Annotated in this window: 24 protein-coding genes; 16 read left to right on the top strand and 8 right to left on the bottom strand. The window is 72.0% G+C overall.

Features of this window, described 5'->3' with window-relative positions; all coding sequences use genetic code 11:
• Positions 1-7: 7 nt before the first annotated feature.
• From murC to A6A29_RS07065, 3 genes are all read right to left on the bottom strand, one after another.
• Positions 8-1,402: a UDP-N-acetylmuramate--L-alanine ligase gene (murC, locus tag A6A29_RS07075; protein WP_073719111.1), complete on the bottom strand. Its 1,395-nt coding sequence runs from the start codon at positions 1,400-1,402 to the stop codon at positions 8-10.
• Between the two features lie 75 nt (positions 1,403-1,477).
• A complete protein-coding gene (locus tag A6A29_RS07070) occupies positions 1,478-1,930 on the bottom strand; it encodes an indole-3-glycerol phosphate synthase (RefSeq protein ID WP_198953015.1) in 453 nt (150 codons plus the stop codon).
• A gap of 154 nt (positions 1,931-2,084) precedes the next feature.
• Positions 2,085-2,960 carry a pyrimidine reductase family protein gene (locus A6A29_RS07065; protein ID WP_385730244.1) on the bottom strand — a complete coding sequence of 292 codons (876 nt, stop codon included), beginning with the start codon at positions 2,958-2,960 and terminating at the stop codon, positions 2,085-2,087.
• A 37-nt stretch (positions 2,961-2,997) separates the two neighbouring features.
• On the opposite strand from A6A29_RS07065, the gene zapE reads away from it, so the two are divergent.
• From zapE to A6A29_RS07040, 5 genes are all read left to right on the top strand, one after another.
• A complete protein-coding gene (gene zapE, locus A6A29_RS07055; protein ID WP_073719109.1) occupies positions 2,998-4,089 on the top strand; it encodes a cell division protein ZapE in 1,092 nt (363 codons plus the stop codon).
• 83 nt (positions 4,090-4,172) lie between these two features.
• The gene (locus A6A29_RS07050; RefSeq protein WP_073719108.1) at positions 4,173-4,598 is read left to right on the top strand and encodes an OsmC family protein; all 426 of its coding nucleotides are present in this window, start codon (positions 4,173-4,175) and stop codon (positions 4,596-4,598) included.
• 298 nt (positions 4,599-4,896) lie between these two features.
• The gene (locus tag A6A29_RS07045) at positions 4,897-6,273 is read left to right on the top strand and encodes an alkaline phosphatase PhoX (RefSeq protein WP_073719107.1); all 1,377 of its coding nucleotides are present in this window, start codon (positions 4,897-4,899) and stop codon (positions 6,271-6,273) included.
• A 174-nt stretch (positions 6,274-6,447) separates the two neighbouring features.
• Entirely contained in the window at positions 6,448-6,570 is a 123-nt protein-coding gene (locus A6A29_RS47475) for a hypothetical protein (protein WP_274535790.1), read from the top strand.
• 55 nt (positions 6,571-6,625) lie between these two features.
• The gene (locus A6A29_RS07040; protein WP_073719106.1) at positions 6,626-7,462 is read left to right on the top strand and encodes a polysaccharide deacetylase family protein; all 837 of its coding nucleotides are present in this window, start codon (positions 6,626-6,628) and stop codon (positions 7,460-7,462) included.
• A gap of 111 nt (positions 7,463-7,573) precedes the next feature.
• Here the strand turns inward: A6A29_RS07040 and A6A29_RS07035 are convergent, their stop codons facing one another.
• Together A6A29_RS07035 and A6A29_RS07025 are read right to left on the bottom strand one after the other, a co-directional pair.
• A complete protein-coding gene (locus A6A29_RS07035; RefSeq protein ID WP_073719105.1) occupies positions 7,574-7,765 on the bottom strand; it encodes a hypothetical protein in 192 nt (63 codons plus the stop codon).
• A gap of 496 nt (positions 7,766-8,261) precedes the next feature.
• On the bottom strand, positions 8,262-8,936 hold the full coding sequence (locus A6A29_RS07025; RefSeq protein ID WP_073719341.1) for an AIM24 family protein: 675 nt from the start codon (positions 8,934-8,936) through the stop codon (positions 8,262-8,264).
• Between the two features lie 93 nt (positions 8,937-9,029).
• Here A6A29_RS07025 and A6A29_RS07020 point away from each other — a divergent pair, with 93 nt between their 5' ends.
• From A6A29_RS07020 to A6A29_RS07005, 4 genes are all read left to right on the top strand, one after another.
• A complete protein-coding gene (locus tag A6A29_RS07020) occupies positions 9,030-9,770 on the top strand; it encodes a peptidyl-tRNA hydrolase (RefSeq protein WP_073719104.1) in 741 nt (246 codons plus the stop codon).
• A 216-nt stretch (positions 9,771-9,986) separates the two neighbouring features.
• A complete protein-coding gene (locus tag A6A29_RS07015) occupies positions 9,987-11,408 on the top strand; it encodes a DUF692 domain-containing protein (RefSeq protein WP_073719103.1) in 1,422 nt (473 codons plus the stop codon).
• A 6-nt stretch (positions 11,409-11,414) separates the two neighbouring features.
• Complete coding sequence (locus tag A6A29_RS07010; RefSeq protein ID WP_073719102.1) at positions 11,415-12,506, top strand: TIGR04222 domain-containing membrane protein; 1,092 nt, start codon at positions 11,415-11,417, stop codon at positions 12,504-12,506.
• Between the two features lie 90 nt (positions 12,507-12,596).
• Positions 12,597-13,370 (top strand): TIGR04222 domain-containing membrane protein, encoded by a 774-nt coding sequence (locus tag A6A29_RS07005; protein WP_073719101.1) that lies wholly within the window; start codon positions 12,597-12,599, stop codon positions 13,368-13,370.
• 264 nt (positions 13,371-13,634) lie between these two features.
• Here the strand turns inward: A6A29_RS07005 and hemQ are convergent, their stop codons facing one another.
• Together hemQ and hemG are read right to left on the bottom strand one after the other, a co-directional pair.
• Positions 13,635-14,363, bottom strand: a complete 729-nt coding sequence (hemQ, locus tag A6A29_RS07000) for a hydrogen peroxide-dependent heme synthase (RefSeq protein ID WP_073719100.1) — start codon at positions 14,361-14,363, stop codon at positions 13,635-13,637.
• Positions 14,360-15,928: a protoporphyrinogen oxidase gene (hemG, locus tag A6A29_RS06995; RefSeq protein WP_079182616.1), complete on the bottom strand. Its 1,569-nt coding sequence runs from the start codon at positions 15,926-15,928 to the stop codon at positions 14,360-14,362. Before hemG ends, hemQ begins: the two co-directional genes overlap by 4 nt.
• Positions 15,929-16,055: 127 nt before the next feature.
• Here hemG and A6A29_RS06990 point away from each other — a divergent pair, with 127 nt between their 5' ends.
• A complete protein-coding gene (locus A6A29_RS06990; RefSeq protein ID WP_073719099.1) occupies positions 16,056-17,072 on the top strand; it encodes a DUF4349 domain-containing protein in 1,017 nt (338 codons plus the stop codon).
• Positions 17,073-17,114: 42 nt separating this feature from the next.
• Positions 17,115-18,497, top strand: coding sequence for an FAD-dependent oxidoreductase (locus A6A29_RS06985; RefSeq protein WP_073719098.1), 1,383 nt, complete (start codon positions 17,115-17,117; stop codon positions 18,495-18,497).
• Positions 18,498-18,614: 117 nt separating this feature from the next.
• Here the strand turns inward: A6A29_RS06985 and hemE are convergent, their stop codons facing one another.
• Entirely contained in the window at positions 18,615-19,688 is a 1,074-nt protein-coding gene (gene hemE / locus A6A29_RS06980; RefSeq protein ID WP_073719340.1) for a uroporphyrinogen decarboxylase, read from the bottom strand.
• A gap of 92 nt (positions 19,689-19,780) precedes the next feature.
• On the opposite strand from hemE, the gene A6A29_RS06975 reads away from it, so the two are divergent.
• From A6A29_RS06975 to A6A29_RS06955, 5 genes are all read left to right on the top strand, one after another.
• A complete protein-coding gene (locus A6A29_RS06975) occupies positions 19,781-20,440 on the top strand; it encodes a DUF3000 domain-containing protein (RefSeq protein ID WP_073719097.1) in 660 nt (219 codons plus the stop codon).
• Between the two features lie 209 nt (positions 20,441-20,649).
• Positions 20,650-21,312: a helix-turn-helix transcriptional regulator gene (locus tag A6A29_RS06970; RefSeq protein ID WP_033300087.1), complete on the top strand. Its 663-nt coding sequence runs from the start codon at positions 20,650-20,652 to the stop codon at positions 21,310-21,312.
• A 115-nt stretch (positions 21,313-21,427) separates the two neighbouring features.
• Positions 21,428-22,702, top strand: coding sequence for a ribonuclease D (locus A6A29_RS06965; RefSeq protein WP_073719096.1), 1,275 nt, complete (start codon positions 21,428-21,430; stop codon positions 22,700-22,702).
• A gap of 368 nt (positions 22,703-23,070) precedes the next feature.
• A complete protein-coding gene (locus A6A29_RS06960; protein ID WP_073719095.1) occupies positions 23,071-24,300 on the top strand; it encodes a thiolase family protein in 1,230 nt (409 codons plus the stop codon).
• Positions 24,297-26,426: a 3-hydroxyacyl-CoA dehydrogenase NAD-binding domain-containing protein gene (locus A6A29_RS06955; RefSeq protein WP_073719094.1), complete on the top strand. Its 2,130-nt coding sequence runs from the start codon at positions 24,297-24,299 to the stop codon at positions 26,424-26,426. The genes A6A29_RS06960 and A6A29_RS06955 overlap by 4 nt, the downstream gene beginning before the upstream one ends.
• Positions 26,427-26,576: the final 150 nt, after the last annotated feature.

The raw sequence follows: 26,576 nt of genomic DNA, 5'->3' as shown, positions 1-26,576 counted from the left end.
CCGCTCCTCAGCTCGACAGGTGGTCCAGGATCTGCGGGCCGAGGTCGGTGACATCGCCCGCTCCCATGGTGAGAACGAGATCGCCGGGCTTCGCCATTCCCGCGACGACCTCGGGAATCGTGGTCTTGTCGTGGACGGCGGTCACGTCGGCGCCCGCCGTCTTCGCCGCGTCGACGATCAGGGCGCTGGTGATGCCGGGGATCGGGTCCTCGCGGGCCGGGTAGATGTCCAGGACCACGGACGCGTCGGCCAGTGCCAGGGCCTGCCCCATCTCGGTACCCAGCTCCTGGGTGCGGGAGAAGAGGTGGGGCTGGAAGACGACCAGGAGGCGGGCGTCCACGGCGGCGCCTCGCATGGCTTCCAGGTCGGCGGTCATCTCGGTGGGGTGGTGCGCGTAGCTGTCGATGACCTGGACGCCCGCCACCTCGCCCTTGAGCTGGAGGCGGCGCTTGACCCCGGTGTACTTGCCGATGGCCGAGGCGAGGTTGTGGGCCGGGATGCCGAGGGCGACACCGGCGGCGAGCGCGGCGACCGCGTTGTGGGCGTAGTGGCGGCCGGGCACGGAGACGGTGAACGTGAGGTACTTCCCGTTCAGGACGACCGTGACCTCGCTGGTCAGACCGCGCGGGGTGACCTTGTGGACGCGGACGTCGGCGCCCTCGGACTCGCCGTAGGTGACGACGTTCAGCGAGGAGAGGTCGCGCACCTTCCGGGTCAGCTCGACCGCGCCGGCCTGGTCGGCGGCGATCACCAGGGTGCCGCCCGGGACGACCTTGCCGACGAAGGTCTCGAAGGACTCGTAGATCTCGTCCATCGACGCGTAGTTCGCGTGGTGGTCCAGCTCGACGTTGAGGACGATCGCGACCTCGGGGTCGTACTTCTGGAAGCTGCGGTCGCTCTCGTCCGCCTCGGCGACGAAGATGTCCCCCTCGCCGTGCGTGGCGTTGGTGCCGGGGCCCTCCAGGTCGCCGCCGATGGCGTACGAGGGGTCGAGGGACAGCTCGGACAGGGCGACGGCGAGCATCGACGTGGTGGTCGTCTTGCCGTGGGTGCCCGCCACCGCGATGGCGCGCAGGCCCTCCATCAGGGCGGCCAGCGCGTCGGACCGGTGCACCACCGGGATGGACAGCTCGGCGGCGCGGACCAGCTCGGGGTTGTCGGCGCGGATGGCGCTGGAGACGACCACGCAGGACGCGTCGTCCGCCAGATGAGTGGCGGCGTGCCCGATGTGGACGGTCGCCCCCAGCGCGCGCAGGGCCTCGGCGGTGGGCGACTCCTTGGCGTCGCTGCCCGCGACCTTCGCGCCGCGCTGGGCGAGGATCTTCGCGATGCCCGACATTCCGGCGCCGCCGATGCCGATGAAGTGCGGCCGTTCCATGGCGGCAGGAATACCGGGTGCCATGCGCGTGTCTCCCAGGGTCGGTACGAATTCGGCGCGGGCCCGGTGCGGGCCCGGCGCGAGTAACGGCCCCCCAGCCTATTCGCTGTGCGCGAAGAGCTTGAGCACCGGTACGCCGACCTTGTGACGGGCCCGGGAGGCCCAGTCCCGGTGGAAGAACTCCTCCACGTAGTGCGGGGCGGTCAGCACGATGACCTCGTCCGCCCTCGCGTCGTCCACCACGGACTTCAGCTTGTCCAGGGGATGGTCCTCGATCACCTGTCCGACCGCTTCCGAACCGGCCTCGCGCAGGGCCCGGAGCGAGAATTCGAGAGCCAGTTCGGCGGGCTCCCGGGCATTCCTGCCTTCCGGTTCCTCGCCCTCGCGAGTTGCGTCCTTCAGTTCCCCCATGGCCACGTCGTCGATCGCGCGCAGCAGTACGTCGGCCTGGTCGCCGCGCGGCTGCATCAGGACGACGAACGAGATCCGTTCCTCCCCATGGAGGGTGGTGACGAAGTCCACGTCCTCGGGAGTGAGGGGCTTCTCGATCATCAAAACGCTTGTGAACACGACAGGCGCCCTTCCACTTCGTCTCATCGACCGTCGACGGTCGCTGCTGAAACCATCCTTCCCCGCGTTCCCACGGGGTCTGCTGGAGTAAGTGTGCCCACCCGAAGCAAAGCGGAACGACAAATTCCGCTATGTGTCAGATCCGACGGTAACGAGTGAAGAGGAACCCGGCCTCTTCCAGGAGCGACGCCAGGGCGAATCGTTCCGGCACCGCCACCGAGGGGCCGCCCGCGATCCGCTGGGCGCCCCCCGCGGTGAGCATCGGGGAGAGCGTCAGACACATCTCGTCCAGTACGCCCGCCGCCACGAACTGCCCGAGCAGCCGGGGCCCGCCCTCCGTGAGCAGCCGGGTCAGACCGCGGTCCGCCAGTTCGCGTACGGCCCTGGCGGGGTCCACCCGGGCGCCCTCCCCCGCGATCACCACCTCGGCGCCCGCCTTCCGGGCCGCGTCGATACGGGCGGGCGGGGCCCCGGCACCGGTCAGCACCAGGGTCGGCACCAGGGGCTCGGTGAAGAGCGGCAGCGAGAAGTCCAGGTCCATGCTTCCGCTCACCACGGCGATCGCGGGCGCGGGGCCCTGCCCGGCGGCCGCCCGCCGCGACGCGAAGGCGTCCCTGGCCCGCGCGGGCCGGTACCCCTCCAGACGTACCGTTTCCGCACCGGCGATCACCACATCGGCCAGCCCCCGCAGAGTGCCGAAGATCCGCATGTCCGAGGCGCAGGAGATGCCCTGCGAGCGGCCGTCGTGCTGGGCGGCCCCATCGAGCGTGGAGACCATGTTGGCGCGCAGCCAGGGGCCGTCCTGCTCGGGATAGGCGTAGGCGTCGGCCAGCTCGTCGAGGGTCCACTCACGGTCGCGGGCACGGTCGTGATCGCGGTCGTGATCGCGGTCGTGATCGCGGTCGTGATCGCCGCTCCCGGCGTTCGCGCCGGTGGCCGCCGGGCCCGTCGCCCGGGTCGTCGGGGCCGTCGCGCCGGTTGTCAGGTCCGTCACAGGGAACAGGCTTCGCATGCCCTGCAGTCTGGCATGACGCTTAAGGTGGACCGTTGTGTCGTCCTCCACCGCCGTTCCGGGGCAGAGCCCCATAGCTGAAACGGCCCCGCTGTCCCTGTGCGCCCGCGAGCCGCACGTCCCCGCCGACCGTCTGGTCGCGGAGATGGTGCCACCGCCGCGCTTCGACTCGGTGCGCTTCGATACGTACGTACCCGACCCGAACCAGCCGAGCCAGACCGAGGCGGTCACGGCGCTCGCCGGGTTCGCCGCCGGGCTCGGCGGGGCGCACGCCACGGGGGCGGGGAGGCGCAAGTGGTTCAGCAGGAAGCCCGCGGCGCCGACCGGGCCGCGCGGGGTGTACCTCGACGGTGGTTACGGCGTCGGCAAGACCCATCTGCTGGCCTCGCTCTGGCACGCCACGCCCGCCGCCCCGTCGCTGAAGGCGTTCGGCACGTTCGTGGAGCTGACCAACCTCGTGGGCGCGCTGGGCTTCCAGCAGACCGTGCGGACGCTCAGCGGGCACCGGCTGCTGTGCATCGACGAGTTCGAGCTGGACGACCCGGGCGACACGGTGCTGGTGTCCTCGCTGCTCAGCAGGCTGGTCGAGGCCGGGGTGGCGCTGGCCGCGACCTCCAACACGCTGCCGGGCAAGCTCGGCGAGGGCCGTTTCGCGGCCGCCGACTTCCTGCGCGAGATCCAGGGCCTGTCCTCGCACTTCCGCCCGCTGCGCATCGACGGCGAGGACTACCGGCACCGGGGGCTGCCCGAGGCCCCGCCGCCCTACTCCGACGAGCAGGTCACCGCGGCGGCGTACGCCACGCCGGGCGCCGCCCTCGACGACTTCCCCGGACTGCTCGACCATCTGGCCCGGGTCCATCCGAGCCGGTACGGCGCGCTGACCGACGGGCTCAGCGCGGTCTGCCTCACCGATGTCCGGCCGGTACCCGACCAGTCGACGGCGCTGCGCCTGGTGGTACTCGCGGACCGGCTGTACGACCGGGAGGTACCGGTGCTCGCCTCCGGCCGGCCGTTCGACCGGCTGTTCAGCGAGGAGATGCTGAACGGCGGGTACCGGAAGAAGTACTTCCGGGCAATCTCCCGGCTGACAGCACTGGCGCGTGACGCGAAGGGGCTGGTGGCGCAGTAGGTTCGGGGGCGTACACCCGAGAGGTACAAGGGCGTGCCTCGTACGTCCCGTACAACCGCGCACACCGTTTGAAGGGATCCAGCATGGCTACCACGCGTCAGGCGCACACGGTCTGGGAAGGCAACCTGATCGAGGGCAAGGGCGTCGTCACCTTCGACTCCTCCGGCATCGGCGAGTACGAGGTCTCCTGGCCGTCGCGCGCGGAGAAGGCGAACGGCAGGACGAGCCCCGAGGAGCTCATCGCGGGCGCGCACTCCAGCTGCTTCTCGATGGCGCTGTCCAACGGCCTCGCCACGGCCGGTACCCCGCCGACCCGGCTGAACACCAAGGCCGAGGTCACCTTCCAGCCCGGTACCGGCATCACCGGTATCCACCTCACGGTCGAGGGCGAGGTGCCCGGTCTCGACGAGGCGGGCTTCGTGAAGGCCGCCGAGGACGCCAAGGCGAACTGCCCGGTCAGCCAGGCGCTGACGGGCACGACGATCACCCTCACGGCTTCGCTGGCCTGACGGTCGCTGCGTCGCGGCGGCTTCGGCCTGACGGTCGCTCACAGGGCGGCCCCGGCGTGACGGCCGCCCTGGCCTCTTGGCCCGAAGGTCGTCACCGTCGTGGCCGCCCCGCGCGGCCGGTGAGGGGTCTCCCGGGGCCGACAGGTCCCGGGAATCCCTCCCGGGCCACCGGCCACCGGAATCGCCCCGTGCCACCGGGACACCACGGGGCACGATGGCACGCCTGGTTCCCGTGCCCCATCACGCGTGGTACACACATGCGAGTCACTTCACCTGTCCGCCAACAGGGAGTTGCCTCATGACCTCAGCACCACGACGAATCGCCACCCGACGACAGGTCCTGGCCGGCAGCGGCGCGACCGCCGCCTCGATCGCCTTCGCCGGGGCCTTCTCCGAACTCTTCGCGGGGACCGCCGCCGCACGGGGACACAGCGGCTACGGGCCCCTCGTCACGGACCCGGACGGCCTCCTCGATCTGCCGAAGGGCTTCCGCTACCGGGTGCTGTCACGGGAGGGCGACCCGCTGCGCTCCGGCGAGGGCCGGGTACCCAGCAACCACGACGGTATGGCCGCTTTCGCGGGCCGTCACGGCCGCGTCCATCTCGTCCGCAACCACGAGAACAGGGTCACCGGCAGGATCGGCGTCCCGACCGTCGAGGGCCTCACCTACGACCCCATGGGCAAGGGCGGCTGCACGGCCCTGGAACTGGACGGCCGCAACAGAGTGCTCGGCGAGCGCGTCGCCATCGCCGGTACGGCGGTGAACTGCGCGGGCGGCCCCACCCCCTGGAACACCTGGCTGACCTGCGAGGAGACCGAGGACAAGGCCGGGACCAACGGGTACACCAAGGACCACGGCTTCATCTTCGAGGTGGACGGCGCAGATCCGCGCCGCACCGGGGCCGTTCCGCTGACCGCGATGGGCCGTTTCCAGCACGAGGCCATCGCGATCGATCCGAGGAACGGGGTCGTCTACGAGACGGAGGACGCGTTCGACAAGCCGTTCGGGCTCTTCTACCGCTTCCTGCCCGAGAAGCCGCTGGGCGGCACCGGCTCGCTGCGGGCCGGTGGCGCGCTGGAGGCCATGCGGGTGCCGGGTCTGGCCGATCTCTCCGCCGTCCAGGAGACGGGTGCGAGCTTCGACCGGGTCGAGTGGGTTCCCGTACCCGATCCGCTGGCCGCCGAGACTCCGATCCGGCTCCAGGACTTCGGGCCGAAGGGCATCACCCACGCCCAGAAGCTGGAGGGCTGTTACTGGGGCGGCTCCTGCGTCTACTTCGTCTCCAGCTTCGCCCGCCACTCGGAGGGCTCCGCGGCCGACCACTTCGGCCAGGTGTGGCGGTACGAGCCGAAGAAGCGCCGGCTCACGCTGGTCGTCGTCTTCGGTCCCGACACCGACATCCAACTGCCCGGCGAGTCCCCGGACAACATCTGCCTGGCCTCCGACGGCGGGCTGATGGTGTGTGAGGACGGGGGCGGCGCCCAGCACGTCCTCGGGGTGACACGCCGCGGCGAGGTGTACGCCATGGCGCGCGGGCGGCAGAACATCGGGACGCCCGAGGAGCCGGAGTGGGGCGAGTTCGCGGGCGTCACCTTCTCCCCGGACGGCGGGACGATGTTCGTCAACTGCTACACGCCGGGCACGACGTTCGCGGTCACCGGACCCTGGCGCTGAGCGGACCGGGGACCGAGCGGGCTGCCGTGGTGCTGACCGGCTGAGCCCTCACCGGGGGTGGTGCGGATCGCCCGCGCCACCCCCGTAACAGCGGTGTAATCGAACGGCCGCACGCCCTCGAACAACGCCTGGCTCAATGCTCTCCACCGCTGGGACCAGCACGGAGGGCATGTCATGGACGATTCACCGCAGCCTCGGGACACGCATCCCGTCGACCGCCGCCCGCCCCTGGAGAAGCTGGCGGTGCAGGTGGGGTCGGCCGAACGAGGCATCCGGAGCGCCGTGAACATCTCCTGATCATCACATCAGTTACTTTCCGTCAGTGACCCTATTTGAACGGAAAGTTACGCGTTTGACCGCTCTGACCCTTCTAGGGGTAGTACTCGCCGGTTGCGGGGCCCCTACTGACTCCGGTACCGAGGCAAACCCCTCGCACGCCCCCTCGCACGCCTCCTCGGTCGCGCCCCCGCCGTCTCCCTCGAAGCCGCCCACTCTCGCGCCGGGTCCGGCCGGCCGGACACCGGTCTTCGAACGGGGACTGCCCCACGGTCGAGGTGACAAGGTCGTGGCACTCACCTTCGACGCCGACATGACGGCCGATCAGGGAGCGCGGGCAGCGGCGGGCGAGCAGTTCGACAACCCGCCGCTGATCGCGCTGCTGCGCCGGCTGAAGGTCCCCTCGACCGTCTTCATGACCGGGCGCTGGGCCGAGGAGTACCCGGAGCAGGCGCGGTCCATCGGCACGGACGCGCTGTTCGAGATCGCCAACCACTCGTACAGCCACCATGCCTTCGCCTCGCCCTGCTACGGCCTGCCGGTGGTGGACCGGGACGGGATGCTCGGCGATGTGGAACAGGCCTTCGCCGCGTTCCGGAAGGCCGGGGCACGCAATGTGGTGCCGTACTTCCGCTTCCCCGGCGGCTGTTACGACGACGCGTCGCTGCGCGCCCTGGCACCGGCGAAGGTGACGGCGGTGCAGTGGGACGTCATCAGCGGCGACGCGTTCGCCACGGACGCGGACGCGGTGGCCGAGCAGGTGCTGGACGGGGTGCGGCCGGGGTCGCTGGTCGTGATGCACTGCACGCGCAGCGCGGCACCGGTCACCGAGGAGGCCGTACGGCAGGTCGTGCCGGAGCTGCTCAGGCGCGGCTACCGCTTCGTGAAGGTCTCCGAGCTGATGCGCGACTGAGCCCGCACGGGAGCCGGACGGGGCCGGCCGGGGGGCCGGACGGAGGCGGACGGGGCCGGGCGGGGCCGGACGGAGGCGGGCCCCGAGAAGAGCGCCCGGATGGGGCAGCGGTCAGCCGGAACAGGCCGTGCGGCCCGCTTCCTGCCACTCGCAGACCGGGCACAGGGTGGTGCCGCGGGTCGACTCCGGGTACTCCGTCGGCTCGCGGCACAGCACGCACTCGGCATACGGAGGGCCCACGGCGGCCGGGCCGGGCGCCCGCACCAAGGCCGGGGCGGGAGTCTCGCAGTACGCATCGTCCATGGGTACGAGCGTACGGGCCGCCCGCGCCCGCCGGGGATGTGCGGGGCACGCGCCCGTCGTCACCCGCACCGCGCGGCCGACCGGCAGACGAGGAGAGCCACCGCCGCCGCGAGAACCGCCGCCCCGAGCAGCGGCACTCCGGGCACGGAGACCGAGCCGGTACGCGATCCGGAGACCAGCGAGGTGACCGCGTACTTCGCCGGTGAGCCGCTGGTGACCAGGGCGAGCAGGACGCCGAGAACGGTGGCCGCGACGGACCAGCCCCGGCGGTTCAGCAGCGGCCGGGTGCAGAGCGCGCCGACAGCCGCTCCCAGCAGGGCGCAGCAGAGGACGGCGAGCAGTCCCGCGAGTGCGGCGGACGGCAGGGGGATGTCGGTGGTGCGGTCTCCGCGCGGGCAGGTCGAGATCGACTCCGCGCAGCACCCACGGTCCGCCGAGGCCGTAACGGCGTCCGACGCCCCTCAGGTTCAGACCGCTCCCCATGTGCCGGTCGGTCTCAGTTGGCCGTCTTCTCGGGCTTGAGCTCGCTGGGCCGTACGATCACGAACCCTTCGCCCTGGAGCATCAGCTGCACGGCCTCGCCGGAGCCGCCGCGCACCATGGAGCCGAAGCTCTGCGAGCGGTGCAGCGAGGTGGAGAGCTGCTCGCTCCATCCCACGACCGCGTCCGTGTCCACGTACACCGGCTGCTGCCCGGTGACGGGGATCACTATGGGGTGGCCCTCGCACATCAGGCCCAGCTTGCCGTAGCCGCTGAAGACGCTGTTGAAGAGGCCGCCGCCGGTCATTCCGGCGCCCTTCACGGTCTTGATCTCGTACGTCAGGCTGGCGTCGAAACAGAGGACGTTGCGGCCGTTGATGGTCAGGACGTCGCCCTGCTCCATCTCCACGATGAAGCAGTTGGCCGCCTCGTGGGCGAACCATGCCTCGCCCTGGCCGCGGACCGCCATGAGCGGGAGCCCCTCGCCGGTGACCGCGCGCTTGAGCATGCCGCCCAGGCCCTGGCCCTTGCGCTCGAACTGGAGGTTGCCGCGGTAGGCGACCATCGATCCCTGGCGGGCGTGCATCTCCCCGTTGACGGCGTACTTGATCGATTTGGCGTTCTGCAGGGTCATACCGGGGGCGGTGGCCTGCTGGGCCATGTGCTCGCTGGAAAAGAGATCGCTCTTCATGCGCAGCATCCTCACCCGGAGCATGTCATTCCGCCAAGAAGCGTGATTCCTCCGCCGGAATTCGGGCATGGGAGGGCCTGGCAGACTGGGACGGTGAGCAGCAACGACACCCCCGCGCCCGATCCCGCCACGACCGCCCCGGACAGCCCGTTCCGGACCGAGCCGACCTCCCGCGACGAGGCACCGCAGTTCGTGCTGCCGCTCGTGCTGCATCTGGAGAAGACGGACCCGCCGGCCCGTACCGACGCCCTGCGGACGGCCGCCCGCGCGGTGCTCACGATCCTGTCCGACGAGCGCTCCCTGGGCGAGGGCGAGTGGGCGCAGGAGATGCGGGACTGGCAGGACGCCCGGATCCGCAAGGTGGTGCGCCGGGCGCGCGGCGCGGAGTGGCGCAAGGCGTCCGCACTGCCCGGGATCACGGTGACGGGCGAGGGCGCCGAGGTACGGGTGTTCCCGCCGGTGCCTCTGGACGGCTGGCCCAAGGAGCTGGCCAAGCTCCAGGTTTCGGGCACGGACCTGGACGACCCGGAGCCCCCGGCCGCACCCGACACGACGGGTCCGGTGCTGTGGCTCAACCCGGAGCTGGACATGTCGGCGGGCAAGACCATGGCGCAGGCCGGGCACGGGGCGCAGCTCGCCTGGTGGGAACTGTCGGACACGGAGCGCAAGGCGTGGCGCGAGGCCGGTTTCCCGCTCGCCGTGGCCACCGCCGACGCGGAGCGCTGGCGCCGGCTGACCGTGAGCGGACTGCCGGTGGTGCGCGACGCCGGGTTCACCGAGATCGCCCCGGGGTCCTGCACGGTGGTCGCCGACCACCCGGCGCTGCGCGGCTGATCCGCCGGGGCGGTCCCTCCCGGCCCTCCGGCCTCCGGCTCTCCCGGCCCTCCCGGCCCTCCCGGCCCTCTCTGCGGGAGGCGGGCGGTGCGGGAGAGGCCGCACCGGAGCCCGGGGACGGGGAACCTCAAATCGACCTCTGAACGTCCCTGTGTTCGGATTCACCACCGCCTGCCGGGGCCATTACCCCTGCACGGGATGGACAAGGGGGACACCATGAGACTGGGAATCGGTATCGGCTGGCGGCCTGAGATCGCCGACGCCGTGGAGGCGCTGCCGGGCATCGACTGGGTCGAGGCGGTGGCGGAGAACCTCTGCGCCGACCATCTGCCCGACTCCCTGGTACGGCTCCGCGAGCGTGGCGTCACCGTCGTGCCGCACGGCGTCTCCCTGGGCCTGGGCGGCGCCGACCGCCCGGACGCGGGGCGGCTCGCGGACCTGGCCGCGCGGGCGGAACTGCTCGGTACGCCGCTGGTGACGGAGCACATCGCGTTCGTACGGGCCGGGGGGCCGCTCACCGCGTCGCCGAGGCTGGAGGCGGGCCATCTGCTGCCGGTGCCGCGGACCTGGGACGCGCTGGAGGTGCTGTGCGAGAACGTGCGGATCGCCCAGGACTCGCTGCCCGTGCCGCTGGCCCTGGAGAACATCGCGGCGCTCATCTCCTGGCCGGGCGAGGAACTGACGGAGGGGCAGTTCCTGGCGGAGCTGGTCGAGCGCACCGGGGTACGGCTGCTGATCGATGTGGCCAATCTGCACACCAACCACGTCAACCGCGGCGAGGACCCCGCGAAGGCGCTCGACGAACTGCCGGTGGAGGCCATCGCGTACGTCCATGTGGCGGGCGGCATCGAGAAGGACGGCGTCTGGCACGACACGCACGCCCACCCCGTGACACGGCCCGTCCTGGACGTGCTGACCGAGCTGCGCTCACGGGTCGACCCGCCCGGTGTGCTGCTGGAGCGTGACGACGACTTCCCGCCCGCGACGGAGCTGGCGGACGAACTGACCATGATCCGCGCCACCCTGAAGGCGGCAGCCGCGACAGGCACGGCGACTCCGAGGGCGGCGTCCCCGAGGGACACAGCTGCTCCGAAGGCAGCGGACGCGCCGTACACGGTGGCGCCGAGGACGGTGGCGCCGAGGACGGCGACGGCCGTGGACGGACCGGCTGCCCCGAAGGACCCGGACGCCGCGTCGGCCTCTGGGCCGGTGCGCACCGGCTGCGCCCCGGCGGTCCGGGAACGCGCCGCCCTCGCCCAGACCGCGCTGCTCTCGGCGCTCGTCGCGGGCACTCCCGCACCCGAGGGCTTCGACCAACGGCGCCTGGGCGTGCAGAGCCGGGCGCTGGCCGCCAAGCGGGCGGGGGTGGTCGCCAAGGTCGCGCCGGAGCTGCCGGAGATCCTCGGCGACGACTACCGGGACGCCTACCTCGCGTACGCCATGACCCGGCCCATGTCCGCCGGATACCGGCGTGACGCGCTCGACTTCGCGGAGCAGCTGCTGATCGCGGGCCGGCCGGCGGACGCGGCGGCCAGGCGGCGGCTGACCCATTGGTGGCAGGACCGGGCGGCCCCCCGCCCGCCGCGTCGTACCACCCGTCTGGTCCGGGCGGCCCGTGCCGTCCTCGTGGGGAAGTGATCCGTCATGAACGTATTGGCTCTGCTGCTGTCCCTCGCGGTGGCCGTCTCCTCGGTGCTGCTGCTGACGAGGACAGGGCGTGACCGCGGCCGGAGACGGCCCACGGACTCGGACGTCTTCGTTCACGACCTGTACGAGGCGGCCTTCCTGAACGGCGGCCCGGCCAGGGTGGTGGACACCGCGCTGACCGCCCTGTACTCCGACGGACGTCTGATCATCGGCGGCCCCGGCATCGTCGCCGTCCAGCGGCCGGAGGCCCGTGACCCGGTCGAGCGGGCCGTGCTCTCGTCGCTGGCCGACGCACCGAGCGGGGCGCTGCACACACTGCGGGACGCGGTGATGCGGCATCCGGCGGTGCAGGAGGTCGGGGACGGACTCGCCGCCCGTGGGCTGCTGGTCTCCCCCGGGGAGAGCCTGCCGCGCCGCCGCTGGGGGCTGATCCAGGGGCTGAGCTGCCTCGTGGCCCTTCCGGTCTCCCTGATGCTGACGTTCGTCCAGTACGCGATGCACGAGGGCTACGCGGACTATCCGGTCCCGTTCATCGTCACGATGCTGCCCGCGATCCTGATCGGCGGCCTGATCGGCCTGTCCGTCACGTTGGCCGCCCGTAACCGGATCACGAAGGAGGGGCTACGGGCCATGCACGGCTACCGGTCCGCCCACGCCTATGCGATGGGCCCGGCCCATCTGGTGGCCACGATGGGACTGGGCGCGCTGCCCGATCCCGTGCTCCAGGGGCAGTTGATGGCTGCGGCACGGTTCCGTACCGGGAACCGGCGGTCGGCGTCGTTCCGTACGGCTTCCGGTGCCGGTGCCCCCTCCCACTCCTCCGGTACGTCGGACGTCCTCGCCGCGACGGTGTGGTGTGCCGGTGCGAGCCCCAGCGGTGCGAGCTGCGGGGGCTCGACCGGGGGCGGCGGGCACAGCGGCGGTGGCGGGGGCTGCAGTTCGGGTACGAGCTGCAGTTCCGGTTCCGGGTCCAGTTGCAGTTCGGGGTCCGGGTCCAGTTGCAGTTCCGGGTCCAGCTGCGGCGGCAGCAGCGGCGGATCGAGTTGTGGCGGCAGCTCGGGCGGCTCCAGCTGCGGCAGCAGCTCCTGACCGCCCGTCGGACAGGCCGTCGGACAGGCACCCGTCCGCATACTGAACAGGGCATGGCGCCCGGCCGCCTGCCTCGCATAGAAATCCGGCATGCTCTGGGTCATGTTTCTGCTGGTCGCGTGGGGCGCAGCGGCGATCTCCTGTGTCCGGCTCTGCCTCGCCTCCGCCGAGGCCGCGCATCCTTTGGCCGACGTCGCGCGGGAACCCGCACGTCATGAACTGAACCTGTACGAGACGGCTTTCCTGGCCGGCGGCCCGCACCGGGTCGCCGATCTGGCGCTGGTCTCCCTGCATCTGCGGCGGCGGCTGCTGCTCGCCCACACCGGCTGGGCGACCGTCGTCGATCCCGAGGGCGTGGACGAGGTCGAGCGGACCGTGATCCGTGCCATCGGCCCGGAGGGGCAGTCCCGGATAGCGCCGGTACGGGCCGCGGCGGCCGCCGCCGACGCCGTACGCACGCTGGCCGACCGGCTGGTCGCCGCGGGGCTGGCCGTGCCGCCCGGAACCCGCACGGGCATCGTGTCGGCGGTGCGGGCCGTACGCGGTTCGGCCGTGCTCGTGGTGGTGATGGGCGCCGCCGCCGTACTGATCCCGGGCCGGGAGCCGGGGTACGGCGGTCCGATGCCGGCCTGGTTCGGGCTGCCGCTCGTACTGACCCTGGGCTGTCTTGCCATCGCCAGGATCGAGAACCACCCGTACAGCCCGTGGGCCTCCCCCACCGGGCAGCGGTGGCTGGACTCGCTGCCCGCCCCGGCGCGGGGCGCGGACCGCGAACTGCTGGCCGCGGTGGCGGTACGCGGCGTCCGCGCCGTGCGGGACCCGGCACTGCGGGCGGCTCTGACGGGCCGCCCGATGAACGCCTGAGCCGTGGGCGGGAGGAGGTGGGCACTCCCGTGACGGCTGCTGTTCAGCGGCTGCTGTTCGACGGTGGTTGTTCGGCGGCTGCTGTTCGACGGTGGTTGTTCGGCGGCGGTTGTCCGGCCACCTCGCCGGTCCCGGGAACGCCGCAGGCAGGCGGCCTGCGGCGTTCCCGGAGCCGAACCCGGTGTCGCTGGAACGGCGGGCGGCACACGCGGTGCCGGTGCCCGTCGTCTGATCTTCCGGGTTGGGGTGGTCGGGAAACGCTGGCTATGCGAGCCCGGCCACCAGGTCTGCGATGGACTTCCTGCGCCCCGTGTAGAACGGCACCTCTTCGCGGACGTGCAGCCGCGCCTCGGAGGCCCGCAGGTGACGCATCAGGTCCACGATGCGGTACAGCTCGTCGGCCTCGAATGCGAGGACCCACTCGTAGTCGCCGAGCGAGAAGGAGGCGACGGTGTTGGCGCGGACGTCGGGGTAGCCGCGGGCCATCTTGCCGTGGTCCGCGAGCATCCGACGACGGTCCTCGTCCGGCAGCAGGTACCAGTCGTAGGAGCGCACGAAAGGATAGACGCTGATGTAGTTGCGCGGCGTCTCGTCGGCCAGGAACGCCGGAACGTGCGACTTGTTGAACTCGGCGGGGCGGTGCAGCGCCATGTTCGACCAGACCGGCTCCACCGCGCGGCCCAGCTTGGTGCGCCGGAAGAGGTTGTACGCCTCCTGGAGCTCATCGGCGGTCTCGGCGTGCCACCAGATCATGAGGTCGGCGTCGGCCCGCAGACCGGACACGTCGTACGTGCCCCGCACGGTGATGTCCTTGGCCTGGAGCTGGTCGAACAGCTCCTGGACCTCGTCGGCGTAGCCCGCGCGGTCCAGGGGCAGCACATCGCGCAGCTTGAAGACGGACCACAGCGTGTAGCGGATGACCTCGTTGAGGTCCTTGGCCTTCTTGCCGGCGTTCGGACCCTTGCTTGATGTCGCAGTCTCAGGAGCACTCATACGGCTATTGTCCCGCCTCGCTCCGAGTGCCCCGAACCAGGGTCGACGTGGCGATGATCTCTCCCGTGATCGCCCCCGGCGTCCTCTCCCGCGCTCCCATCGGTGACCGTTCCCGTGACCGCCGCTGTGCCCTCTCCCGCGCCTTCTCCCGTCAGGTCGTGGGCGAGCTCGTCCGCGGCCCGGTGCGCGCTCGCGACGCAGGCGGGGATGCCGACTCCGTCGTACACCGCCCCGCAGACCCGCAGCCCCGGCAGCTTCGCGACCTCGTCGCGGATGCGGGCGACCCGGTCGAGGTGGCCGACCGGGTACTGCGGAAGGCCGCCGATCCACCGGGTGACCTGGGTGTCGAGGGGCTTCGCGGCCAGTCCGGTCGCCTCGGCGAGGTCGCGCAGCGAGACATCGATCAGTTCGTCGTCCTCGCGGTGCAGATGGTCCTCCTCGCCGTAACGGCCGACGGAGGTACGCAGGACGAAGAGGCCGGGCGCCGCGTCGGCCACCCACTGCCACTTGTTGCTGGAGAAGGTGGACGCCTTGATCGTGCGGCCGTCGACCGGCGGGACGAGGAAGCCCGAGCGCCCGTGCAGCGCACCGGCCTCCCCGATGTCGCAGCGCCGGAACGCCAGGGTGACCAGGGCCATCGACGCGTACTCGACTCCGGCCAGTTCGGCGGAGGCGGCCGGGGACTCGGCGGCCAGCAGCGTGGAGGCGGACCAGGCGGGGGTGGCCAGGACGATGCCGTCGGCGGTGATCACCCGGGTGTCGGTGCGGACGTTCCAGCCCTCGTCGCCACGGGTGAGCCCGAGGACCGGGGTCGCGGTGAGGATCTCGCCGCCCTCGGCCCGTACGGCGGCGGCGACGGCATCCGGCAGGGTACCGACGCCGCCGTCGATGCCCTGGAAGACGGGTCCGGTCTGCTGCCGGGCGGCGGCCCGCTCCTGGATGCGCCGCACCCCGTCGAGCAGGGAGCCGCCCTCCTTCACCACCTCGAAGAGCTGCGGTACGGCGGCCCGCATCGAGATCCGGTAGGCGTCACCCGCGTACACCCCGCCGAGCAGCGGTTCCACGAGCCGGTCCACGACCTCGCGGCCGAGCCGGTCGGCGACATAGCTGCCGACCGCGACATCGTCGCCGACGGCGGTCGGGGTGAGGTCGCGCTCCTGGGCGATCCTGGCGAGGCCCTCCGGGGAGAGCACCCCGCTGAGCGCCGCCGGATCGCCCGGCACGCCCATGACATGGCCCTTGGGCATCGGCCGCAGGGCGCCCCGCGTCCATACCGAGGCGGTGGCGGTGGCGGGCGGCTGGAGGCGGTCACCGAGGCCGACGGCACGGGCCAGGCCGACCGCCTCGGGGCGCCGCGCGAGCATCGACTCCGCGCCGAGATCGACGCGGGTGCCCGCGATCTCCCCGGTCATGAGTTTGCCGCCGAGCCGCTCCGTCGCCTCCAGGAGCGTGACCCGCAGTCCGGCCAGGACCAGCCGGTGAGCGGCGGCCAGACCGGCGATGCCACCGCCGATGACGACGACATGGCCCGTACGCGTGTTCACGCGCTGATGAGAACGCTGCATGGGTCCACTCTCTCAAACCCGTACCGAGTCATGACCGTGACCACTTCGAAACCGCTGACCGGCAACCCGCGCAGGGGGTCCGTACGTCGAACCGGCACCATCAACCATCGTCCTGGGGGGACCCGTTATGAAAACCGCAAGAAACACCTCTCGTCCGGGCACGCGCCGTTCCCGCGCGGTCCTCGCCACCGGGGCGCTCGTCGCCCTGCTCGCCGTCGGCGGCTGCGGCTCCGCGAGCGACGAAAGCTCCTCCGACACCAGCGCGGCGGGACTGCAGGCGCCGGACGCGGACGACAGGGCGGGGGGCGGGGAACAGGCCGGAGCCGGTCCGGCGGCGGACGGCGCGAAGTCCGCGGACGGCGCGAAGCCCGCCGGGAGGGCCTCCGCGGCACCGAAGGCGGGGGCCGCCGCCACCCATGTCATCCGCACGGCCACCCTGTCCGTCGAGGTGAAGAGCGTCCCGAAGGCCGTCGCGGCGGCCCGCGGCACCACGGAGGGCAGCGGCGGCCTGGTGGCGAACGAGAGCACCGAGCGGGTCGACGACACCCATGAGGTCTCGCACCTCGTGCTGCGCGTCCCGCAGGACCGGTACCAGGCGGTGCTGCGGAAGCTCGCGGGGTCCGGGAAGCTGCTGTCCCGCTCGTCGAACGCGAAGGACGTCACCGACGAGGTGGTCGACGTGGAGAGCCGGATCGCCACCCAGCGGGCGAGCGTGGCGCGGGTCCGGGCGCTGATGGACAAGGCCGAGAAGCTCAGCGACGTGGTCACGCTCGAAGGCGAACTGAGCAGCCGTCAGGCGTCGTTGGAGTCGCTGCTCGCCCAGCAGGCGAGCCTGAAGGACCGCACCTCGCTGGCGACGATCACCCTGGACCTCACCGAGCCGGAGGGGGCGGCCGAGGAGGCGAAGGACGACGGGCCGGGGTTCCTGGACGCGCTGGGCGGCGGCTGGGACGCGTTCGTGACGACCCTCCGGTGGATCGCGATGGCGCTCGGCGCGGCGGCCCCGTTCCTGGCCGTCGTCGCGGTACTGGCAGTGGTCTGGCGCCGGCTGCACGGCCGCCGGGCCCGCCGCGCCGCGGCCGTGGACCGGGCGGAGCCCGCACCGGCCCCGGTACCGGACACGGAGACCGCGCCGACCCCCTGAGCGCCGTAGCGTGGGCCCCCGGAAACGGTGAAGGGACCCGGCATGACAGCGACGCGACTAGTGGTCATCGGCGGCGACGCGGCGGGCATGTCCGCCGCGTCGCAGGCCCGCAGGCTCAAGGGGCCGGACGAACTGAGCATCGTCGCCTTCGAGCGCGGCCACTTCACCTCGTACTCCGCCTGCGGCATCCCGTACTGGGTCGGCGGCGACGTGGAGCAGCGCGACGACCTGATCGCGCGCACCCCCGAGGAACACCGGGAACGCGCCATCGATCTGCGGATGCGCACCGAGGTGACGGAGATCGACATCGCCCGCGAGCGGGTGCGGGCGCGGGACCTGGAGAGCGGCGAGACGTACTGGACGGGCTTCGACAAGCTGGTGATCGCCACCGGGGCCCGGCCGGTGCGCCCGGCGCTGCCCGGCATGGACGCGGCCGGAGTCCACGGGGTGCAGACCCTGGACGACGGCCAGGCACTCCTGGACTCCCTGGACCGGGCCACCGGACGGCGCGCGGTCGTCGTGGGCGCGGGGTACATCGGCGTCGAGATGGCGGAGGCGATGCTGAACCGCGGCTTCGAGGTCACGGTGCTCAACCGGGGCGAGCAGCCGATGGCGACGCTCGACCCGGACATGGGCGCGCTCGTCCATGACGCGATGGACGGTCTGGGCATCACGACGGTCAACGGGGCGGCGGTCACCAAGATCCTCACGGGTCCGGACGGCCGGGTGAGCGCGGTGGCGACGGACGCGGAGACCTACCCGGCGGATGTGGTGGTGCTCGGCATCGGTGTCGCGCCGGAAACCGCGCTGGCCGGGGCCGCGGGCCTGCCGCTCGGCCCGCACGGCGGTCTGCTGACGGACCTGTCGATGCGGGTCGTGGGTCACGACAGCATCTGGGCGGGCGGCGACTGTGTGGAGGTCCTGGACCTGGTGGCGGGCCGCACCCGTCATATCGCGCTGGGCACCCATGCCAACAAGCACGGTCAGATCATCGGGTCCAACGTCGGCGGCGGCTACGGGACGTTCCCGGGCGTGGTCGGTACGGCGGTGAGCAAGGTCTGCGATCTGGAGATCGCCAGGACCGGGCTGCGCGAGAAGGACGCGAAGGCGGTGGGCCTGCGGTACGTCACGGCGACGATCGAGTCGACGGGCCGGGCGGGCTACTACCCGGGGGCGAGGCCGATGACGGTGAAGATGCTCGCGGAGTACCGCACGGGCCGGCTGCTCGGCGTGCAGATCGTGGGCCGGGACGGGGCGGCCAAGCGCGTGGACATCGCGGCGGTGGCGCTGACGGCCGGAATGACGGTCGATCAGATGACGGCGCTCGACCTGGGGTACGCCCCGCCGTTCTCCCCGGTCTGGGACCCGATCCTGGTGGCCGCCCGCAAGGCGAGCGCGGCGGTGCGTGCGGCGGGGACCGCCTGAGGGACGCGGGACGGGCGGGCTCGGCGTGCCGCGCTTACACCGTCCGCCGGGCCCCGCCCGCGCGACGAAGGGGCGCCCAGGGGCCTTCCCGAGGGCCCCGGGGCGCCGGGGAAGGTCCTACCGGGCGGTCTGCGTGTGGACGTACTCCACGAGCCGGGTCAGCGCGTCCGGGTCCATCGACGGCATCACACCGTGGCCCAGGTTGAAGATGTGGCCCTCCAGGCCCGCGGCCGCGTCGAGCACCTCGCGGGTCTTCTCCTCCACCGCGGGGGTCGGCGCGAACAGCACCGCCGGGTCGAGGTTGCCCTGGAGCGCCTTGCCCGGACCGACGCGGCGTGCGGCCTCGTCCAGCGGGACCCGCCAGTCGACGCCGACGACATCCGCGCCCGCCTCGCCCATCAGGCCGAGCAGTTCGCCGGTGCCGACGCCGAAGTGGATGCGCGGGACGCCGTGCGGGGCGATCGCGTCGAAGACCTTCGCCGAGGCGGGCAGCACCGAGCGGCGGTAGTCGGCGGGGGCCAGGGCGCCCACCCAGGAGTCGAAGAGCTGGACCGCCGAGGCACCCGCCCGGATCTGGACCTCCAGGAAGGCGCCGGTGATCTCCGCGAGCCGGTCGAGCAGATCGGCCCAGAGCTGCGGGTCGCCGTACATCATGGCCTTGGTGCGCTCGTGGTTGCGGGACGGGCCGCCCTCGACCAGATAGCTGGCGAGCGTGAACGGCGCCCCGGCGAAGCCGATGAGCGGGGTGGCACCGAGCTCGGCGGTGAGCATCCCGATGGCCTCGGTGACGTACGGGACGTCCTCGGGGGTGAGGTCGCGCAGCCGGGCGAGGTCGGCGCGGGTGCGGATCGGCTCGGCGATGACCGGGCCGACGCCGGGCTTGATGTCGAGGTCGATGCCGATGGCCTTGAGCGGGACGACGATGTCGCTGAAGTAGATCGCGGCGTCGACCTTGTGGCGGCGCACGGGCTGCAGCGTGATCTCGGTGACCAGCTCCGGCATCATGCAGGAGTCGAGCATCGCGATGCCCTCACGGACCTTCAGGTACTCGGGCAGCGAGCGGCCCGCCTGACGCATGAACCAGACCGGCGTGTGCGGCACGGGCTCGCGCCGGCACGCCTTGAGGAAGGCCGACTCATGGGTGGCGGAGGTCTTCGTCTGCTGGCCCGAAGGGCGGTCGTTGGCGCTCACACACAGAATCTTCGCACGCACGCGGAAGGAGCCCGGCCCCGCACGGGTGTCCCTCCCTGCGCCGGGCTCCGGTTCCGCCTACTCTTCCCGGCATGGCTCCGGCTCAGGGACAGTTCTCCGATCAATCCGATGGCGCTGACAGCAAGGACAGTGCGGACGGTAGTTCCGTCCCGCCCGCGTTCCTGTCGGCCGTCGACGCACTGCGCTCCGCGCGGCTCCGCCCAGAGCTGGAGGTGGAGCCGACCCGGCCGCCCCAGCGGCTGGCCCCGCACGCGTACGCGCTGGAGGCGGCGGTCGTCGACGGCGAGGACGATCTCGCCGACGGCCGTCTGGTGCTGCTGCACGATCCGTCGGGGCACGACGCCTGGCAGGGCACGTTCCGGCTGGTGACGCTCGTGCGGGCGGAGCTGGAGCCGGAGATGGCGGCCGATCCGCTGCTGCCCGAGGTGTGCTGGTCCTGGCTGACGGGTGCGCTGGAGGCGCGCGGGCTGTCGTACGGCGAGGCGGGCGGAACCGTGACGCGCGCCGGATCGCACTACTTCGGTGCGCTGGCCACGCGCCGTCCCGCGACGCAGATCGAGATCAGGGCGTCGTGGACGCCGCGCGAAGGCCGGGGCGGAGTCCCGGACGCGGGGGCACACCTGATGGCGTGGGGCGATCTGCTCTGTCAGATCGCGGGCCTGCCGCCCTCGGGCACGGCGGACGCGGCGGTGGTGACGCTGCCGCAGCGCCGCGGACCCCAGATTCCGTGACGCTCTGTCACATGAGTTCGTTCATTTACCGACTCTCTTTTCGTACAATCGATCGCATGTCCTATTTGCCCGAATTGTTACTCACCAAATCGTGATCTTCCTCTAAAGGAGGACGGGTCTGCTGCCGAAGAGGTCAATGACCCTTCAAGCACGGTTCGCCCCGGCTTCATCCCCGAGCCGGCCCGTCCCGCCACTCCCCAGGAGGCCTGGTGTCCGTTCTCCTCGAGCAGCCCGCAAGCCTGGTCGCCTACCGCCCGAACAAGCCGACGGCCATGGTCGTCGTGGCCGACCCGCGCGTCCGTTCCACCGTCACCCGCCATCTGTGGGCACTCGGAGTACGTGACGTCATCGAGGCGTCGTCCATCGCGGAGGCACGCCCCCGCGTCGGCAACCCGCGCGACATCTGCGTTGCCGACGTCCACCTGCCCGACGGTTCCGGGCTGACCCTGCTCTCCGAGACCCGGGCCGCAGGCTGGCCCAACGGTCTCGCCCTCTCCGCGGCCGATGACATCGGCGCCGTTCGCAACGCCCTCGCGGGCGGCGTGAAGGGCTACGTCGTCACCGGTACGCGCACCAACATCGGCCACCCCACCCGCCCCGGCGTCGCCCCGATCGGCGCCAATGCCGCCCGTATGCACCGCCGGCCCCCCGGCTCCCCGAGCCACCCGGGCGGCTACCGCGAACTGTCCGGCCGCGAGGTGGAGGTGCTCCGCCTGGTCGCCGAAGGCCAGTCCAACAAGGCCATCGGCGTCTCGATGGGCCTCTCCGCCCTCACCGTCAAATCCCACCTCGCCCGCATCGCCCGCAAGCTCGGCACCGGAGACCGCGCAGGAATGGTCGCCGTCGCCCTGCGAACGGGCATCATCCACTGACCCCTCGCCCGCCGGGACGTGCACAGATGCGCCCTCGGCTGGAATACGTGCATCGGCGCCCGTCGACGGAAGGTTCCGTCGACGGGCGCCGCGCATACACAGATACCCTTGACAGGTGACCGACGCCCAAGAGACCGCAGCAGACACTTCACTGCGAACCACCGGGGGCGCCCCCCCGGACGACGTCGCCCCGGCGCCGATCCCCTTGCTCGAACCTCGCGAGGGCATCCCCCCGGTGGTGGCGTCCGACGACGACCTCGCCGAGGTGGTCGCGGCCTTCGCCGCGGGCACCGGCCCCGTGGCCGTCGATGCCGAGCGCGCCTCCGGCTACCGCTACGGCCAGCGCGCCTATCTCGTCCAGCTGCGCCGGGCGGGCGCGGGCAGTGCGCTGATCGACCCGGTCGGCTGTCCGGACCTGACGGCCCTGGGCGAGGCCCTGACCGACAGCGAGTGGATTCTGCACGCCGCCACCCAGGACCTGCCCTGTCTGCGGGAAATAGGCATGATCCCCACCGGGCTCTTCGACACGGAGCTCGCCGGACGGCTCGCGGGCTTCCCCCGTGTCGGCCTCGGCGCGATGGTCGAGAGCGTGCTGGGTTTCGCGCTGGAGAAGGGCCACTCCGCGGTCGACTGGTCCACCCGCCCACTGCCCGACCCCTGGCTGCGCTACGCCGCCCTCGACGTCGAGCTGCTGATCGACCTGCGTGACGCCCTGGAGGAGGAGCTGGACCGCCAGGGCAAGCTGGAGTGGGCCCGGGAGGAGTTCGACGCGATCGCCTCGGCGCCGCCCGCTCCCCCGCGCAAGGACCCCTGGCGCCGCACGTCGGGCATGCACAAGGTCCGCCGCCGCCGACAGATGGCGGTCGTACGGGAGCTGTGGAACACCCGCGACCAGGTCGCCCAGCGCCGTGACATCTCGCCCGGCAAGGTGCTCGGCGACGGTGCGATCGTCGAAGCGGCCCTGGCGCTGCCGGCCACCGTGCAGGCCCTGACCGCACTGCCCGGATTCGGCCACCGCATGGGCCGTCGGCAGCTGGAGCAGTGGCAGGCGGCCGTGGACCGGGCCAAGGCCCTGCCGGACCCCGAGCTGCCGCAGCCCGGCCAGCAGGTGGCCGGGCCGCCGCCGCCGCGCTCCTGGGCGGACAAGGACCCGGAGGCCGCCGCCCGGCTCTCGGCCGCCCGTGCCGCGGTGTCGGAGCTGGCGGAGCGGCTGCACATGCCGCAGGAGAATCTGATCACCCCGGACACCGTGCGCCGGGTGTGCTGGGAGCCGCCCAAGAGCCACACCCCGGGCGCCGTCGAGGACGCGCTCGCCGGGTACGGAGCGCGGCACTGGCAGATCGAGCAGGTGGGCCCGATCCTGCTCCGGGCGCTGGACGCCGGCGTCTGACCCCCTCGCCCGAACCTTTCTCCACAGCACCCCCGGCCCCCGGCCGGGGGTGCTGTGTTCGGTGGGTGCGAGGGCCGGCTCGGGAGGGCGGCCTCCGGGCGGGACAGCCCTGAGGGGGGCGCGGACCACGGATCCGCGGCCGGAATGCTCATCACCGAGGGGCGAATTCACGCCAGGTTGCACGCGCTCCCGCTCTCCGCCGACGGGGCTCCCGCGCCCGTGTGCCGTGCGCCGGACCGGTGTGACCTTCGACGCTCCGGCCCCGGGGGGTGGGCAGTCTGGTTACCCGCAAGTAGCATGAGGGCAGGCGGCGCGCTTGTGGGCGCGCCCCGCAGCAGTGCCACCCCGCACCCTGGAGGAGAGCCACCGTGCCTCGTACCATCCGGGACGTCGTCTTCGTCGACGGCGTCCGCACCCCGTTCGGCAAAGCGGGCCCGAAGGGCATCTACCACGAGACCCGCGCCGATGATCTCGTCGTGAAGGCCATCCGGGAGCTGCTGCGCCGCAACCCGGACCTGGACCCCGCCAGGATCGACGAGGTCGCCATCGCCGCGACCACGCAGATCGGCGACCAGGGCCTGACGCTGGGCCGGACCGCCGGAATCCTGGCCGGGCTGCCGCAGTCCGTCCCCGGCTACTCGATCGACCGCATGTGCGCGGGCGCCCTGACCGCCGTCACCTCGACGGCCGGCTCCATCGCCTTCGGCGCGTACGACGTCGTGGTCGCCGGTGGTGTCGAGCACATGGGCCGCCACCCGATGGGCGAGGGCGTGGACCCGAACCCGCGCTTCGTATCGGAGAAGCTGGTCGACGAGTCCGCCCTGTTCATGGGCATGACCGCGGAGAACCTGCACGACCGGTACCCCACGATCACCAAGCAGCGCGCCGACGAGTACGCGGTGCGCTCGCAGGAGAAGGCCGCCAAGGCGTACGCCAACGGCAAGATCCAGCAGGACCTGGTGCCGGTCTCCGTGCGCCGCACGAACGCCGAGGCGGGCGAGACGGGCTGGGGCCTGGTCACCGCCGACGAGCCGATGCGTCCGGGCACCACGATGGAGTCCCTGGCCGGTCTGAAGACCCCGTTCCGCGCCCATGGCCGCGTGACGGCCGGTAACGCCGCAGGGCTCAACGACGGCGCCACCGCCTCGCTGCTCGCCGCCGAGGACGTCGCCCGTGAGCTGGGCCTCCCGGTAAAGATGCGCCTGGTGTCGTACGCCTTCGTGGGCGTCGAGCCGGAGGTCATGGGCTACGGCCCGATCCCGGCGACCGAGAAGGCGCTGGCCAAGGCCGGTCTGTCGATCGACGACATCGGCCTGTTCGAGATCAACGAGGCGTTCGCCGTGCAGGTGCTCGCCTTCCTGGAGCACTACGGCATCGCCGACGACGACGCGCGCGTCAACCAGTACGGCGGCGCCATCGCCTACGGTCACCCGCTCGCCTCCTCGGGTGTGCGTCTGATGACGCAGCTGGCCCGCCAGTTCGAGGAGCAGCCGGAGGTCCGCTACGGCCTGACCACCATGTGCGTCGGCTTCGGCATGGGCGCCACGGTCGTCTGGGAGAACCCCCACTTCGAGAACGCAGCCGGAGGCAGCAAGTGAGCTCCACCACCGAGCTTCTGAAGGGTGCGGCCGAGCTGTTCCCCGGTGAAGTCGTCACGCAGGCGCACGTACGCCACCTCGACCTCCCCGCCGGGGCGGGCAGGTTCGCGCTGATCACGCTGGACAACGGCCTGGACCACACCAAGCCGACCACCTTCGGACCGCAGTCGCTGGCGAATCTGGACGCTGCCGTCGACCAGGTCGAGAAGGAGGCCGCCGAGGGCGCGATCACCGGTATCGGCATCACCGGCAAGCCGTTCATCTTCGCCGTCGGCGCCGACCTCAAGGGGGTCGAGCTGCTGGGCCGTCACGAGGACGCGCTGGCCATCGGCAAGGGCGGTCACGACGTCTTCCGCCGGCTCTCCTCCCTCGCGGTCCCGACGTTCGCGTACTACAACGGCGCGGCGATGGGCGGCGGTGTCGAGGTCGGTCTGCACTGCTCGTACCGCACGGTCTCCCAGGCGCTCCCGGCCTTCTCGCTGCCCGAGGTCTTCCTCGGTCTGGTGCCCGGCTGGGGCGGCTGCGCGCTGCTGCCGAACCTGATCGGCGCCGACCGCGCGGTCTCGGTGATCATCGAGAACTCGCTGAACCAGAACCGTCAGCTCAAGGGCAAGCAGGTCTTCGAGCTCGGGATCGCCGACGCGCTCTTCGAGGGTGCGGACTTCCTGGAGCAGTCGCTGATCTGGACCGCCGACGTGCTCAACGGCACGGTCACGGTGGAGCGCCCCGACGTCGACCGGGGGGACGCCTGGGACCAGGCCGTGGCCCGTGGCAAGGCGATCGCCGACTCCAAGGTGCACGGCGCCGCCCCGGCCGCGTACCGCGCGCTGGAGATCATCGCCGCAGCCAAGGACGGCGACCTGAGCGCCGGTTTCGACGCCGAGGACCAGGCCCTCGCGGACCTGATCATGGGCGGCGAGCTGCGCTCCGGGATCTACGCCTTCAACCTGGTCCAGAAGCGCGCCAAGCGCCCGGCCGGTGCTCCGGACAAGTCGCTGGCCCGCCCGGTCACCAAGGTCGGCGTCGTGGGCGCGGGTCTGATGGCCTCGCAGCTCGCCCTGCTGTTCCTGCGCCGCCTGGAGGTCCCGGTCGTCCTCACGGACATCGACCAGGCGCGCGTCGACAAGGGTGTGGGCTATGTCCACGCCGAGATCGACAAGCTGCTCGGCAAGGGCCGTATCAACCAGGACAAGGCCAACCGCTACAAGGGCCTGGTCTCCGGCGTGCTGGACAAGGCCGAGGGCTTCTCCGACGCCGACTTCATCATCGAGGCCGTCTTCGAGGAGATCGGTGTCAAGCAGCAGGTGTTCGCGGAGGTCGAGGCGGTCGCCCCGGCGCACGCGATCCTCGCCACCAACACCTCCTCGCTGTCGGTGACGGAGATGGCGTCGAAGCTGAAGCACCCCGAGCGGGTCGTCGGCTTCCACTTCTTCAACCCGGTCGCGATCCTGCCGCTGCTGGAGATCGTCCGCGGTGAGCGGACCGACGACGCGGCGCTGGCCACGGCGTTCGGTGTGGCCCGCAAGCTGAAGAAGACCGCGGTCCTGGTGAAGGACGCCCCGGCGTTCGTCGTCAACCGCATCCTCACCCGCTTCATGGGCGAGATCCAGAACGTCATCGACGAGGGCACCCCGGTCGAGGTCGCCGAGAAGGCCGTCGAGCCGCTCGGCCTGCCGATGTCCCCGCTGGTGCTCCTGGAGCTGGTCGGCCCGGCCATCGGCCTGCATGTCTCCGAGACCCTGAACCGCGCCTTCCCGGAGCGCTTCACGGTCTCCGGGAACCTGGCCGCCGTGGTCAAGGCGGGCAAGCGGGGCTTCTACGTGTACGACTCCGGAAAGCCGGAGCTGGACCCGGAGGTCGCCGCCCTCCTGAAGCAGGGCGATGTCGTCCTGTCCGAGGAGCAGACCCGTGACCGCGTCCTGGACGCGGTGGCGCAGGAGATCGGCCTGATGCTGGACGAGGGCGTCGTCGCCGAGGCCCAGGACATCGACCTCTGCCTGATCACCGGCGCGGGCTGGCCCTTCCACCTGGGCGGCATCACGCCGTACCTGGACCGGGCGGGCGTCTCGGAGCGGGTGAACGGCGAGAAGTTCCTGGCACCGGGCGTGGCGAGCGTCCCGGCGTAACACCTGGGGAACGGGCAGGGCGGGCCGCACGGGAGAGATCCGGTGCGGCCCGCTCACGTCTCCCCGGCCGCTCGCCTTGACCGCGCCCCCATCTTCCCCGGCCGCTCGCCTTCGACCCGCTCCCGCCTTGGCCCCGCCCGCCCGCCTTGG

The organism is Streptomyces sp. TSRI0281 (assembly GCF_001905125.1).
GTDB lineage: Bacteria > Actinomycetota > Actinomycetes > Streptomycetales > Streptomycetaceae > Streptomyces.
The sequence above is the reverse complement of the archived record's forward strand: the minus strand, read 5'-3'. Positions and strand labels throughout refer to the sequence as shown.

Bases quoted from the DNA above. Each gene is read 5' to 3' on its own strand.
- murC (WP_073719111.1), bottom strand. From the start codon at position 1,402: ATGGCACCCGGTATTCCTGCCGCCATGGAACGGCCGCACTTCATCGGC.
- A6A29_RS07070 (WP_198953015.1), bottom strand. From the start codon at position 1,930: ATGATCGAGAAGCCCCTCACTCCCGAGGACGTGGACTTCGTCACCACC.
- A6A29_RS07065 (WP_385730244.1), bottom strand. From the start codon at position 2,960: ATGCGAAGCCTGTTCCCTGTGACGGACCTGACAACCGGCGCGACGGCC.
- A6A29_RS07050 (WP_073719108.1), top strand. From the start codon at position 4,173: ATGGCTACCACGCGTCAGGCGCACACGGTCTGGGAAGGCAACCTGATC.
- A6A29_RS07045 (WP_073719107.1), top strand. From the start codon at position 4,897: ATGACCTCAGCACCACGACGAATCGCCACCCGACGACAGGTCCTGGCC.
- A6A29_RS47475 (WP_274535790.1), top strand. From the start codon at position 6,448: ATGGACGATTCACCGCAGCCTCGGGACACGCATCCCGTCGACCGCCGC.
- A6A29_RS07035 (WP_073719105.1), bottom strand. From the start codon at position 7,765: ATGGACGATGCGTACTGCGAGACTCCCGCCCCGGCCTTGGTGCGGGCG.
- A6A29_RS07025 (WP_073719341.1), bottom strand. From the start codon at position 8,936: ATGAAGAGCGATCTCTTTTCCAGCGAGCACATGGCCCAGCAGGCCACC.
- A6A29_RS07015 (WP_073719103.1), top strand. From the start codon at position 9,987: ATGAGACTGGGAATCGGTATCGGCTGGCGGCCTGAGATCGCCGACGCC.
- A6A29_RS07010 (WP_073719102.1), top strand. From the start codon at position 11,415: ATGAACGTATTGGCTCTGCTGCTGTCCCTCGCGGTGGCCGTCTCCTCG.
- A6A29_RS07005 (WP_073719101.1), top strand. From the start codon at position 12,597: ATGCTCTGGGTCATGTTTCTGCTGGTCGCGTGGGGCGCAGCGGCGATC.
- hemQ (WP_073719100.1), bottom strand. From the start codon at position 14,363: ATGAGTGCTCCTGAGACTGCGACATCAAGCAAGGGTCCGAACGCCGGC.
- hemG (WP_079182616.1), bottom strand. From the start codon at position 15,928: ATGCAGCGTTCTCATCAGCGCGTGAACACGCGTACGGGCCATGTCGTC.
- A6A29_RS06990 (WP_073719099.1), top strand. From the start codon at position 16,056: ATGAAAACCGCAAGAAACACCTCTCGTCCGGGCACGCGCCGTTCCCGC.
- A6A29_RS06985 (WP_073719098.1), top strand. From the start codon at position 17,115: ATGACAGCGACGCGACTAGTGGTCATCGGCGGCGACGCGGCGGGCATG.
- A6A29_RS06975 (WP_073719097.1), top strand. From the start codon at position 19,781: ATGGCTCCGGCTCAGGGACAGTTCTCCGATCAATCCGATGGCGCTGAC.